Consider the following 13,740-nt stretch of genomic DNA (forward strand, 5'->3'; position numbering starts at 1 on the left):
ACGGTTATCCCGGAACATCGATTTTTCGGCAGTCGACGGACGGGTGTTATAAAGACACCCCGAAAATCCTTGTGCCCCGCCGAGGCGGTGCCAGGCCCATATATGGCCCGTTTCAGGGGTTTTCGCAGGTGTCAGATGTCGCCGCCCATTTGTAGGAAATACCTGTAGGCAGCGACCATTTGTCGCAGAGCTTATTCTTTGTTGATTGAACGTTCAATCAAAACAAAATAGACTGGCCTTCAAGTCGACGAACGTTCATCGCTCGTCGGCAGGCCTAAGGAGAGGTGCTACATGCCCAAGGTCGGTATGCAACCCATACGCCGCCAGCAGTTGATCGAAGCCACGCTGACGGCGATCGATCAGGTCGGGATGGGAGATGCCAGCATTGCGCTGATCGCCCGTTTGGCCGGCGTCTCGAACGGCATCATCAGTCACTACTTCAAGGACAAGAACGGCCTTATTGCAGCGACGATGCGCTATTTGATGAACGCGCTGATCGAGAACGTCCACGAACGCAGGCTTGCGCTGAAGGACGACAGCCCACGGGCGCACCTTCGGGTGATCATCGAGGGCAACTTCGACGCCAGCCAGGTCAACGGACCGGCAATGAAAACCTGGCTGGCCTTCTGGGCCACCAGCATGCATCACCCGTCATTGCACAGGTTGCAGCGGATCAACGATCAACGTCTGTATTCCAACCTGTGCTGCCAGTTCCGCCGAGTGCTGCCACTGCCGCACGCACGCAAAGCAGCCAGAGGCCTGGCAGCCCTGATCGACGGTTTATGGTTGCGCGGCGCCCTGTCGGGAGACGCTTTCGACACGGAACAGGCGCAACGGATCGCTTACGAATACATGGATTTCCAATTGGCCAAGCAGGTGAGTTAGAGCACACATAACCGCTCAACCCCTGAACTGCTGCCGCTCAGTGTTGCCACACCCTTATGGCTCACTTTTCGGCGGTTAACGCCAACCACTTATGCACTTGCGAGGACTTTATGGCCCGTTTCGAACTGCAAAAACTCTACATTGACGGCGGCTACAGCGACGCTGGCAGCGATGCCACCTTCGAAGCCATCAACCCGGCTAACGGTGAAGTTCTCGCCCAAGTGCAACGCGCAACCAAAGAAGACGTTGAACGTGCCGTGGTCAGCGCCGAAAAAGGCCAGAAAATCTGGGCGGCGATGACCGCCATGGAGCGTTCGCGCATCCTGCGCCGTGCCGTCGACATCCTGCGCGAGCGCAACGATGAACTGGCCGCCCTGGAAACCCTGGACACCGGCAAATCCTTCTCCGAAACCAAGTACGTCGACATCGTCACTGGCGCTGACGTACTGGAATACTACGCAGGCCTGGTGCCGGCCATCGAAGGCGAGCAGATCCCACTGCGCGACACGTCGTTCGTCTACACCCGCCGCGAGCCGTTGGGCGTGGTCGCGGGTATCGGCGCGTGGAACTACCCGATCCAGATCGCCCTGTGGAAATCCGCACCGGCCCTGGCCGCCGGTAACGCGATGATCTTCAAGCCCAGCGAAGTCACCTCGCTGACCACCCTGAAACTGGCCGAGATCTACACCGAAGCCGGCGTTCCGGCTGGCGTGTTCAACGTACTGACCGGCAGCGGCCGTGAAGTCGGCACCTGGCTGACCGAGCACCCGCGCATCGAGAAAGTCTCGTTCACCGGCGGCACCGACACCGGCAAGAAAGTCATGGCCAGCGCTTCCAGCTCCTCGCTGAAAGAAGTGACCATGGAACTGGGCGGCAAGTCGCCATTGATCGTGTTCGAAGACGCCGACCTGGATCGCGCGGCTGACATCGCGATGATGGCCAACTTCTACAGCTCCGGTCAGGTCTGCACCAACGGCACTCGCGTGTTTGTACCCAAACACCTGCAGGCGGCGTTCGAAGCCAAGATCGTTGAACGTGTTGCACGTATCCGCGTTGGCAACCCGGAAGACGACAACACCAACTTCGGCCCGCTGGTCAGCTTTGCCCACATGGAAAGCGTGCTGGGCTACATCGCCAAGGGCAAAGAGCAAGGCGCCCGCCTGCTGTGCGGCGGCGACCGCCTGACCGACGGCGACTTCGCCAAAGGCGCCTTCGTGGCCCCAACGGTGTTCACCGACTGCACCGACGACATGGTCATCGTGCGTGAAGAAATCTTCGGCCCGGTGATGAGCATCCTCACCTACGAGACCGAAGAAGAAGTGATCCGCCGCGCCAACGATACCGACTTCGGCTTGGCTGCCGGCCTGGTTACCAAGGACCTGAACCGCGCCCACCGCGTGATTCATCAACTGGAAGCGGGTATCTGCTGGATCAACGCCTGGGGCGAGTCCGACGCCAAGATGCCAGTGGGTGGCTACAAGCAATCCGGTGTGGGCCGTGAGAACGGGATCAGCTCGCTGAACAACTTCACCCGCATCAAATCGGTACAGGTTGAGCTGGGCGATTACGCCTCGGTGTTCTAAACCCGAGCCTGGTGTTGCCTGCGAGGCCGCCATCGCAGGCAAGCCAGCTCCCACATTTGGAATGCGTTCCCCTGTGGGAGCGGGCTTGCCCGCGATGAGTGCGAAGCCCTCGCCTCTCCTGACCATCTCAATAGAGGGTGCATTTATGTCCCAAGAATACGATTACATCATTGTAGGTGCCGGTTCCGCCGGTAACACCCTGGCGACCCGTCTGACCGAAGACGAAGGCGTCACCGTTCTGCTGCTGGAAGCCGGCGGCCCCGACTACCGTCTTGACTTCCGTACCCAGATGCCAGCCGCCCTGGCCTTCCCGCTGCAAGGCCGCCGCTACAACTGGGCCTACGAGACCGATCCAGAGCCACACATGGACGGCCGTCGCATGGAATGCGGTCGCGGTAAGGGACTGGGTGGTTCTTCGCTGATCAACGGCATGTGCTACATCCGTGGTAACGCCATGGACTACGACAACTGGTCGAAACTGCCAGGTCTGGAAGACTGGACGTACCTGGACTGCCTGCCGTATTTCCGCAAAGCCGAAACCCGTGACATCGGCCCGAACGACTGGCACGGCGGCGATGGCCCGGTCAGCGTGACCACCCCTAAAGCCGGCAACAACCCGCTGTTCCACGCGATGGTTGAGGCTGGCGTACAAGCCGGTTACCCGCGTACCGAAGACTTGAACGGCTACCAGCAAGAAGGCTTTGGTCCGATGGACCGTACCGTGACGCCTAACGGTCGTCGCGCCAGCACCGCGCGCGGTTACCTGGACACGGCTAAAAAGCGTTCGACCCTGACCATCGTCACCCACGCCCTCACCGACAAAGTGTTGTTTGAAGGCAAGCGTGCGGTTGGCGTGCGTTACCTGATCGGCGCAGCCGAAGAGCGCGTTGAAGCCCGCGCTCGCAAGGAAGTGCTGGTGTGCAGCGGCGCAATCGCTTCGCCGCAACTGCTGCAACGCTCCGGCGTTGGCCCGGCCAAACTGCTGGAAAGCCTCGACATCCCGGTGGTACACGACCTGCCGGGCGTCGGCGAAAACCTGCAGGACCACCTTGAGCTGTACCTGCAATATGCGTGCACCCAACCGGTGTCGCTGTACCCGTCGCTGCTCTGGTACAACCAGCCGGCGATCGGTGCCGAATGGCTGTTCAACGGTACCGGCATCGGCGCCAGCAACCAGTTCGAAGCAGGCGGATTCATCCGTTCACGCCCGGAATTCGAATGGCCGAACATCCAGTACCACTTCCTGCCGGTCGCGATTAACTACAACGGCAGCAACGGCGTAAAAGAACACGGTTTCCAAGCGCACATGGGTTCCATGCGTTCGCCAAGCCGCGGCCGCATCCAGTTGAAGTCGAAGAACCCACGGGACTACCCGAGCATCCTCTTCAACTACATGGCTACCGAGCAGGACTGGCAGGAATTCCGCGACGGCATCCGCCTGACCCGTGAAATCATGCAACAGCCGGCGCTGGACCCGTACCGTGGCCGCGAAATCAGCCCGGGCATCGACGTGCAAACCGATGAGCAACTGGACAAGTTCATCCGCGAGCACGCCGAAACCGCGTTCCACCCGTCCTGCTCGTGCAAGATGGGCACCGACGAGATGGCTGTAGTGGATGGCGAAGGCCGCGTGCATGGCATGCAGGGTCTGCGTGTGGTCGATGCGTCGATCATGCCGATCATCACCACCGGCAACCTGAACGCGCCGACGATCATGATCGCCGAGAAAATCGCCGACAAGATCCGTGGCCGCCAGCCGCTGCCGCGCAGCACCGCCGACTACTACGTGGCAGGCGATGCGCCGGTGCGTGGCAAGCCGATGCGTGAAGTGGGCCCGACTGCGCAGTAACTGATACACCGCGGTGCTCCCTTCGCGAGCAAGCCCGCGCCCACATTTGATCGGGTTCACACGGTCAAAATGTGGGAGCGGGCTTGCTCGCGAAGGGGCCCGACCATTCACTGCAAAACCTCTCCTTGATCAGCTACTCTGTCTGCCTGCCCGCGACGAGCCGCCCACAAGGAAGGCCCCATGTTCGACCACCACGCCACACTCAAACAGCATTTCAGTGCCCTGCGCACCACCGCCGAATTTTTCTCCCTGCGTTACGTGCGCGAGTCCGGCCACTACCTGGCCGTACGCAAGAACGTCGCCGAACCACCCCACCTGAACCACGACGAAGGCGCCATGCTCACCGTGCGTCTCAATGGCGTGGAAGCCTACGCCGCGACCCACGACATTTCCCTGCCTGGCCTGCAAGCCGCCCTTGCGCGTGCCGAACAGCAAGCCCGGTTGATCAAGCCCCACGCGCTGCTCGACCTGCGCGACCAGCACGTCTCCAGCGATGTGGCGGACTACCTGTCCCCCGACCTTGACCAACCCTTCCCGTCCTTGAGCGACTGTTACCAACTGCTGGGTGACGAATCCGCCGCCGTGCCCAAGGACGAGCGCCTGGTGAACTGGGAAGTCAGCCTCGGCCTGACCCACGTCGAGCAGATCTACCTCAACAACGCGGGCGCCGAACTGCGTCAGGCCCAGCGCTTCGTGTTCCCCGGCGTCAACGTCACGGCCTATGACGGCAATGACAGCCAGAGCCGCACCCTGGGCGGCAGCAACTTCGGCCAACAAGGCGGCTTTGAGGTGATCAGCCGCTTCGGCCTGATCGGTGCCGCGCCACGCATCGCCGACGAAGCCCTGCAACTGCTGCTCGCACCGAACACCCCCAACGGCCCGCGCGACCTGCTGCTGATGCCCGATCAGATGATCCTGCAGATCCACGAATCCATCGGCCACCCGCTGGAGCTGGACCGCATTCTGGGGGACGAGCGCAATTACGCCGGCACCAGTTTTGTGAAGGCCAGCGACTTCGGCCATCTGCAATACGGCTCCAAATTGCTCAATGTAACGTTCGACCCAGACATCCCCGAGCAACTCGCCAGCTACCGCCATGACGACGACGGCACCCGCGCCAGCAAGCAGTTCCTGATCCGCGAAGGGCGGTTGCTCAAACCGCTGGGCGGGGCGCTGTCGCAATACCGCTCCGGCATGCCAGGCGTGGCCAACAGCCGGGCCAGCAGTTGGAACCGTGCACCCATCGACCGCATGGCCAACCTCAACATCGAAGCTGGCGACAAGAGCCTTGCACAACTAATCGGCGGCATAGAAAACGGCATCCTGATGTCGACCAACCGTTCATGGTCCATCGACGATGCGCGCAATAAATTCCAGTTCGGCTGTGAATGGGGCCAGTTGATCGAAAACGGTGAGCTGAAAGGTGTGGTGAAGAACCCCAACTACCGGGCTATTTCCGCACACTTCTGGCGCAATCTCAGTGCGGTTGGCGATGCCAGCACCTTCAAGGTCCTGGGCACACCGAACTGCGGCAAAGGCGAACCTAACCAGGTGATCCGCGTCGGCCATGCGTCGCCCGCCTGCGTATTCAGTGATGTCGACGTATTTGGGGGAGACGCCTGATGAACAACTTCAAGGCATTGGTGGAGTGGCTCAAGCACGCCATCACCGATCGCGAACAATTCCACCTGGGCTATGCGGATGAAGCGTCCGAGTTCGTACGCTTCAACCACGCCAAGGTGCGCCAGGCCGGCCAGGTGCAACAGGCCAGCGTCAACCTGAAACTGATCAACGACGGCCGCCACGCCGACCTGGGCATCACCCTCGCCGGCGAGCCGGAGTTGGACCGCCAACGCTTGGCCGCTGGCCTGAAACAGCTGCGTGAAACCCTGCCGTTGCTGCCCCAGGATCCGTACCTGTTGCTGAACCACAACGCCTGGCAAAGCAACAACGCACACCCCCGACCGCTGCCGGCACTGGCTCAGGTACTGGAAGAGATCAGCCAGGCCGCGCAAGGCGTCGACCTGGTCGGTTTCTATGCGGCGGGCCCCATCAGCCGAGGCTTCGCCAGTTCGTCGGGCGCCTTCGGCTGGCACCAGGCCAATAGTTTCAACTTCGATTTCAGCCTGTTCCACGCCAATGGCGAAGCGGTGAAAGCCAGCTACGCCGGACACACCTGGGACAGCGCCGAGTTTGCCGCGCGCTTCCAGCAGGCCCGCGAACAGCTTGAGTTCCTCGGCCGCCCACTGCACAAGCTGGCACCTGGACAATACCGCGCTTACCTCGCCCCGGCGGCGATTGAAGAAATCATCAGCCTCATCACCTGGGGCGGGTTTTCCGCCCAGGCCATCGCCAGCAAGGGCAGCTCGCTGCAAAAGCTGTATGCCGGCGAACAGTCCCTGAGCCCGCTGGTGACGGTGGCTGAACAGATCAGCGGTTCCCTGAGCCAGGCGTTTTCCACCGAAGGTTACCCACGCGGCGATGTCACGCTGATCAAGGCGGGGAAAGCCGATGGCCAACTGGTCAACTCACGCAGCGCTGCCGAATACGGCTTGAGCACCAATGGCGCGAGCAGTGATGAATCGCCCAGCGCCTTGCAGATGGCTGCCGGTAGCCTGGCCCAGGCCGATATTCTCAAGCAGTTGGGCACCGGGCTGTACATCAGCAACCTGTGGTACCTGAACTACTCGGACCTGCCGGCGGCACGCCTGACCGGCATGACGCGCTTCGCCACCTTCTGGGTGGAAGACGGCGAGATCAAGGCGCCGGTCAGCACCATGCGCTTTGATGACAGCGTCTACAACCTGCTCGGCTCGCAGTTGGAAGCCCTGACCGCCGATCGGGAACTGCTGTTGTCGGCCAGCACCTATGGCCAGCGCAACACCGCTTCCAATCTGCTGCCGGGCGCCCTGATCAAACGCTTGACCCTGACCCTCTAGACCCATCCCTTGCAGGAACCGGCATCCCGGCTCCTGCAAGGGATTTCTCCTGCATCGAGATATAGGCAAACACCCCTGCATCTCGGAACAGTCTTATTTCAAAATATCCGATCATTCACCTCCGGTAACGCATCACCTCACAGGCAACCGGAACGCATCACTGCCACTGGCCACTGACTGAGCGTCACTCCATCGGTCAGAGAACGCCCATGCACTTAGGAATATCACCGCTCTTCAGCGGCTACTCGTCACAACCCAGTCGCTTTCAGCACGCTCCCATGACTTATCAGCGTTACGCGTCAACTTCAGACACGTCACGGTTTCCGCCAGCGGAAAAAACATTCTTTTCTGATAAAGGCAAACATCAGCCACCCGATGACCTCTGGTCAGGGTTGTATGCAACGTATGAGCATTATCCCTTTATGGGCGCTGACGACCACGATGATTGGGTGGCGGGAATCAAAGCCGCCATGTCGGGACTCGGCCAAAGCCCGTTGAGTGTCTTCGATGAAGTAGCCGCCACCGGACAGGGTTACAACATCACCATGAAGGATGGCTTCAAACTGCATATCTCCCACAAAGAGTTAACGCAGGCAGGAGACTATGCGAAGTTCTCAGGCAATGACGCGGGGATGGTAAAAGACGCACGCTTTATGTTTGCAGTCATGATTAAGCGCAAACACGTCGAAGCCGAACTCGATCAGGAAAAAATTGGCTATCGCATCGACCTGCATAAAAAGAGTTTCGGGGCGACGCTGCAAGCAGCCGACGACGGCATCGGCGGGCATGCGGCCCTGACACTGTTGGGACTCGGCTACCAGCTGCAACACGTGTGGTCTCAGACCGCTGGAAACCAGGTCGCCGTGCCGGCCATGAAAGTGTTCGGGCATAAGCGCGGCATGATAAAGGACGGCGCCATGGAATCGTACGGGCATAAGCAGCCGGTGCCCAAATGGATAGAGAGTTTCATAGTACTCAAGGAGCCGCCCCGCTCACCGCCGCCCCTGGCCCCCACTGCCGCCGTTAAACCGTTCACCTTCGAGCTGGATCCTGAGCCCGATGCCGAGGTTGAGACCGCCAAGGCGCTTCCTGACCTGTCTTCAAAAAGGAACGGACAGAAACCCGATGACCCCTTGCTGGGGTTCCACACACAAAGGCCTTATGGCTTCCAAGGCGAGACAGCCACTCATGCCGATGTCATCAAGCTACTGATGTCCCGATTCGGGCAAAGCCCGACCGATGTCTTTTCACGCGTGACGTTCACAGACAATAGTTACCAGGTCACTTTCAGGGATGGATTTGAACTGCAGCTCTCCCGCGCGGAACTGGAACTTGCCAGTGAGCAGTCGTTATTCCTGGGCAAGGACGAAGGGCTGCTCAAGGATGCACATTTCATCTTCGCTGCGTATATCAAGCGCCAACAACTTCAACCGCCCCGCCCTTCCTTCGGGCTCAGTTTCGAGGCAGCACTGGAGGGCAACCTTCACGGTCGTACCGTCAAAAACATTCTGGAAGGCATGGGCGTCACTCGCTCCATTAAATACGTAGAGCGGGCGGGTGATGCACAGGGCCTGGTGTTGATGATTGGAAGCAACGCCGGCGGGTTATTCCAGGACGGCCTATTGGCCAAAGAAGGGAAAATACTGCCCGAGCAAGGTGCAACCCAAACACATGGGTACCAACTCGTGTAATCAACGGTTATGCCAAGGTCTCTCAATCCAACATCATTCATGGGCCACTCACTTATGCAGCTCAACATCGCTTCGCCTGTTAACTCAAACTTCGCCATCCCCTACGACAATAGTCGCGTCAATAACCGCCACATGAACAACGGTCAGTACGAGGCTTATTACACTCAAGGAGATGAAAACCCAGCCATCCCACCCCGCTCCGTGACCGATTCGGGTATTCGACCCAAAAATATATGGGGCGACTTCTTTCAAGTCGCCGAGGGAAATTGTGTCACCGTCTCTGCCATCAAAGCGGCAATGGTCAAGTTCGGCAGTCACCCGAGGGGGATTTTCAACCAGGTGACAAAGACCCCAGCAGGCTACGAGATCTTGATGAAAGACAACGTCAGTGTCTCCCTCACCCATGAAGAGCTTAGGCAGGCAGGAGACAAAGCAGGATTCCTCGGCAGGGGCACGGTCTTGCAGCATGCGATTTTTTTGTATGCCGCCAGCGCAAAGCGCGCCCAGCTCGAAAATAATGACGGCCGGGCCGTGCGCAGTTTTGACGCCGCGATGCAGACACTCAACGACGGTGAACACCCTGGCGAAGCGTTAACGCGCCTGGGGCTCAAGCAGCACTTTCGCCGGGGCACGGTGGAGGCATTGAAAAACGGTGCAATCGGCACGCTCGCCGACGCCAGGCATTCGGTTGCCGTCGTTGATGGTCATATGGATCTGTGGGGCATTAGGAGACGACTTGCCAACTCGGATTGGGAAAGCGCCCCGGTTGCATTGATCCTGGTTTGAATATCCCCGCTTGCCTGCTGGGGCGTTGTGTCCGACAGGTAATTTCCTTGCGCCTGGAAGAACCGTCTCATCCTCCGAAAATTGGCCGCTTGCCCGGTTGTTCGCCTCCAGATTCCCCGTTATAACGGTTGGTGGCATCCCGCCAACCACCCCACGTGCCCGCACGTGATGCATGACCTTGCCTGGTAAACGGCAAGCTGGAGCGTTGACATGAACCATGGAAGTTTTGTCATTGAAAAGCTGTTCAAGCACTACAACGTTCATGTTGAGCAGCTAGGAAACGATTCGGAAAAGAAGACCGTACTGATGGTAAACGGTGCGCTGTCCACCACGCGCTCATTTGCGCGCACCAGCAAATGCCTGGCGGAACACTTCAATGTGTTGCTGTTCGACTTGCCATTCTCCGGCTACTCACGCGAGCACAACACTGACCTCGACCTGGTGACCAAGGACAACGAGGTGCAAATCCTGCGCGCCCTGGTCGAGCGCTTCCAGGTCAACCATCTGGTGTCGGCCTCGTGGGGCGGTATCTCCACGCTGCTGACCCTGGCGCACAACCCACCCTCCATCGAAAGCTCGGTAGTGATGGCCCTGGCGCCCAACCTCAACCAAGCCATGCTCGACTATGTGGAGCGTGTACGCGTACTGATCGAGGCCGACGACAAGTCTGCCGTCGGCCACTTGCTCAATGAAACCGTGGGCAAATACCTGTCACCTCGGCTCAAGCGCAACAACCATCGGCACCTGTCGAGCATGGCGACCACCGAATATCGCCAGGCGCGTTTTCATATCCACCAGGTACTGGCTTTGGGTGATGGCAACTACCTGCCGGCACTCAAGCAGATTGAAACACCGGTGCACTTCCTCAACGGCGCGCTGGACGAATACACCCCCGCCGCCGAGGCGCAGCTATTCAAGCACTACGTGGGGCGCAGCAGCTTTGCTGTGGCCGAACATACTGGGCATTTGCTCGACCTCGAGTCCAGCGAAGCCGCCGTGGCGGTGCACCGCGAACTGCTGGATTTCCTGGTGGGAAAAGGAGCGACGGATGGCGCATAATCGCCAACACATAGCCTGCTAACAAAAGGTTTTCCATGCCCAACCGCGTTCCGCTTGATGCCAAGACCGCCCGCTGGCTGCCGTGGGTAGTAGCGATTGCCTTCTTCATGCAGTCGCTGGACGGGACGATCCTGAACACCGCACTGCCGGCCATGGCCCGGGACCTCGCGGAAAACCCGCTGCGCATGCAAGGGGTGGTGATCGCCTACATGCTCACCGTCGCCTTGCTGATCCCGGCCTCGGGCTGGATCGCCGACCGCTTCGGCACCAAGAAAATCTTCTTCGGCGCAATCATGCTGTTCAGCATTGGCTCGCTGCTGTGCGCCTTGTCCAGCAGCTTGAGCATGCTGGTGGGCGCACGGGTGATCCAGGGGTTGGGCGGTGCGCTGATGCTGCCGGTGGGACGGTTGGTGGTGTTACGCGCGTACCCCCGCTCCGAACTGGTACGTATCATGGGCTTCATTACCATCCCCGGGCTGCTCGGCCCGTTGCTCGGGCCGACCATGGGCGGCTGGATGGTGCAATACCTGACCTGGCACTGGATCTTCTTGATCAACTTGCCGGTGGGCATGATCGGCTGCTACGCCGTGTGGAAATTTATCCCCGACCTGCGCGGCAGTGAGCGCACGCGATTCGATGGGATCGGCTTCCTGTTGTTTGGCGCCGCGATGGTGCTGATCACCATCGCCATGGAAGGCCTGGGCGAATTGCACCTGCCGCACCTGCGCGTGATGTTGCTGCTGTTCGGCGGGTTTGCCTGCCTCGCGGCGTATTGGCTACGCGCCGGGCATATCGATAACCCGTTGTTTTCGCCGGTGCTGTTCAAGACCCGTACCTTTGCCGTGGGCATTCTCGGTAACCTGTTTGCGCGCCTGGGCAGCGGCGCCCTGCCGTTCCTGGTACCGCTGCTGTTGCAGGTAGCGCTGGGTTATTCGCCGTCGGAAGCCGGGATGAGCATGTTACCCCTGGCGGCGGCGGCGATGTTTGCCAAGTCCGTCGCAAGGCCGCTGATCGAACGCCTGGGCTACCGCATCGTGCTGACCGGCAACACCCTGGCGCTAGGCATCATGCTGGCGAGCATGGGGCTGGTCACTGAAAACACGCCGTACCCGCTGCTGCTGGGGATGCTCGCGGTGCTGGGCGCGATCAACTCCCTGCAATTCACCGCCATGAACACCGTGACCCTGATCGACCTTGATGACGCCCAGGCCAGCAGCGGCAACAGTTTGCTATCGGTGGTGGCGCAACTGTCGCTCAGCCTCGGGGTGGCGTGCGCCGGTGCATTGCTGGGTGGGTTTACGGCCGAAACCGGCAACGATGGTGTGGAAAGCGTACTCGGCGCCTTCCAGCTGACCTTCCTCACCGTGGGCATCATGGCGATGCTGGCGGCGGCGATCTTCCTGCAATTGTCGCCAAAAGACGGCAAACGTGTGGCCAGCCCGGAGCAGCACATCGAGCATTAACAGGCTTCTCGTCTAGAACTTGCAGGGAAATTCCCACGAGGCTGGTACACTGCGCGACATTTTGTTTTGCAGAGCCAGTCCCGTGACTACCATCGCCACCGCTTTTAATACTTTGCCCCTGTCCGCCGCCATGCTGGCTAACCTCGACTCGCTGGGTTATGTCGAGATGACGCAGATCCAGGCGCAAAGCTTGCCGGTGATCCTCAAAGGGCTGGACCTGATTGCCCAGGCCAAGACCGGCAGCGGCAAGACCGCCGCGTTCGGCATCGGCCTGTTGAACCCGATCAACCCGCGCTACTTCGGCTGCCAGGCGCTGGTGATGTGCCCGACCCGTGAGCTGGCCGACCAGGTCGCCAAGGAAATCCGTCGCCTGGCCCGTGCCGAAGACAACATCAAGGTGCTGACCCTGTGCGGCGGCGTGTCCCTCGGCCCACAGATCGCTTCCCTGGAACACGGCGCCCACGTCATCGTCGGCACCCCGGGCCGTATCCAGCAGCACCTGCGCAAGGGTTCGCTGGTACTCGACGGCCTGAACACGCTGATCCTCGACGAAGCCGACCGCATGCTCGATATGGGCTTCTACGACGCCATCGAAGACATCATCAGCAAGACCCCGCCGCGCCGCCAGACCCTGCTGTTCTCGGCCACCTACCCGGTGAGCATCAAGCAGTTGGCCTCGAAATTCATGCGCGCGCCGCAGCAAGTGAAGGCCGAAGCCTTCCACTCCGACGACCAGATCGAGCAGCGTTTCTACGAGATCTCGCCGGAAGAGCGCATGGACGCCGTGACCAAGGTACTGGCGCACTTCCGCCCGGCATCGTGCGTGGCGTTCTGCTTTACCAAGCAGCAAGTGCAGGAAACCGTGGATCACCTGACGTCCAAGGGCATTTCCGCCGTTGGCCTGCATGGCGACCTGGAACAGCGCGACCGTGACCAGGTGCTGGCGATGTTCGCCAACCGCAGTACCTCGGTGCTCGTTGCCACCGACGTGGCCGCCCGTGGCCTGGACATTGACTCGCTGGACATGGTGATCAACGTCGAACTGGCCCGCGACTCGGAAATCCACATCCACCGCGTCGGCCGTACCGGGCGCGCCGGTGAGACCGGCATCGCGATCAGCCTGGTGGCACCGTCCGAAGCGCACCGCGCCCAGGCGATCGAGCAGTTGCAGAAGTCGCCGTTGAACTGGGACCAACTGGACAACCTCAAGCCGCAAAGCGGTGGTCCGTTGCTGCCGGTGATGAGCACCCTGTGCATTGCTGCCGGGCGCAAAGACAAGGTTCGCCCAGGCGACATCCTCGGCGCGCTGACCGGTGATGCTGGCATTCCGGGGGCCCAGGTTGGCAAGATCGCGATCTTTGATTTCCAGGCATTCGTGGCCGTGGAGCGCGGGATCGCCAAGCAGGCATTGCAGCGTTTGAATGACGGCAAGATCAAAGGCCGTTCGTTGCGCGTGCGGATCCTGTAAAGCTCTCAAGCTATATA

The 13,740-nt window shown here is 60.3% G+C and carries 10 protein-coding genes; all 10 read left to right on the plus strand.

Annotated elements, in window-relative coordinates; all coding sequences use genetic code 11:
• The first annotated feature begins 291 nt into the window (after positions 1-291).
• The gene (gene betI / locus BFP95_RS10040; protein WP_065871878.1) at positions 292-885 is read left to right on the plus strand and encodes a transcriptional regulator BetI; all 594 of its coding nucleotides are present in this window, start codon (positions 292-294) and stop codon (positions 883-885) included.
• A gap of 110 nt (positions 886-995) precedes the next feature.
• Positions 996-2,468 carry a betaine-aldehyde dehydrogenase gene (gene betB / locus BFP95_RS10045; RefSeq protein WP_065871879.1) on the plus strand — a complete coding sequence of 491 codons (1,473 nt, stop codon included), beginning with the start codon at positions 996-998 and terminating at the stop codon, positions 2,466-2,468.
• A gap of 145 nt (positions 2,469-2,613) precedes the next feature.
• Entirely contained in the window at positions 2,614-4,317 is a 1,704-nt protein-coding gene (betA, locus tag BFP95_RS10050; RefSeq protein ID WP_065871880.1) for a choline dehydrogenase, read from the plus strand.
• A gap of 180 nt (positions 4,318-4,497) precedes the next feature.
• Positions 4,498-5,940, plus strand: a complete 1,443-nt coding sequence (locus tag BFP95_RS10055; protein WP_065871881.1) for a TldD/PmbA family protein — start codon at positions 4,498-4,500, stop codon at positions 5,938-5,940.
• Positions 5,940-7,256 (plus strand): TldD/PmbA family protein, encoded by a 1,317-nt coding sequence (locus BFP95_RS10060; RefSeq protein ID WP_065871882.1) that lies wholly within the window; start codon positions 5,940-5,942, stop codon positions 7,254-7,256. The genes BFP95_RS10055 and BFP95_RS10060 overlap by 1 nt, the downstream gene beginning before the upstream one ends.
• 278 nt (positions 7,257-7,534) lie before the next feature.
• On the plus strand, positions 7,535-8,947 hold the full coding sequence (locus tag BFP95_RS10065) for a hypothetical protein (RefSeq protein WP_139115305.1): 1,413 nt from the start codon (positions 7,535-7,537) through the stop codon (positions 8,945-8,947).
• A gap of 54 nt (positions 8,948-9,001) precedes the next feature.
• Positions 9,002-9,733 carry a hypothetical protein gene (locus BFP95_RS10070; RefSeq protein ID WP_065871884.1) on the plus strand — a complete coding sequence of 244 codons (732 nt, stop codon included), beginning with the start codon at positions 9,002-9,004 and terminating at the stop codon, positions 9,731-9,733.
• A gap of 210 nt (positions 9,734-9,943) precedes the next feature.
• A complete protein-coding gene (locus BFP95_RS10075) occupies positions 9,944-10,792 on the plus strand; it encodes an alpha/beta fold hydrolase (protein WP_065909962.1) in 849 nt (282 codons plus the stop codon).
• Positions 10,793-10,827: 35 nt separating this feature from the next.
• Positions 10,828-12,255, plus strand: coding sequence for a multidrug transporter subunit MdtD (mdtD, locus tag BFP95_RS10080; protein ID WP_065871886.1), 1,428 nt, complete (start codon positions 10,828-10,830; stop codon positions 12,253-12,255).
• Positions 12,256-12,385: 130 nt separating this feature from the next.
• Complete coding sequence (gene dbpA, locus BFP95_RS10085; protein ID WP_231982804.1) at positions 12,386-13,723, plus strand: ATP-dependent RNA helicase DbpA; 1,338 nt, start codon at positions 12,386-12,388, stop codon at positions 13,721-13,723.
• Positions 13,724-13,740: the final 17 nt, after the last annotated feature.

Source organism: Pseudomonas sp. 58 R 12 (assembly GCF_900005865.1).
Classification (GTDB): domain Bacteria; phylum Pseudomonadota; class Gammaproteobacteria; order Pseudomonadales; family Pseudomonadaceae; genus Aquipseudomonas; species Aquipseudomonas tritici.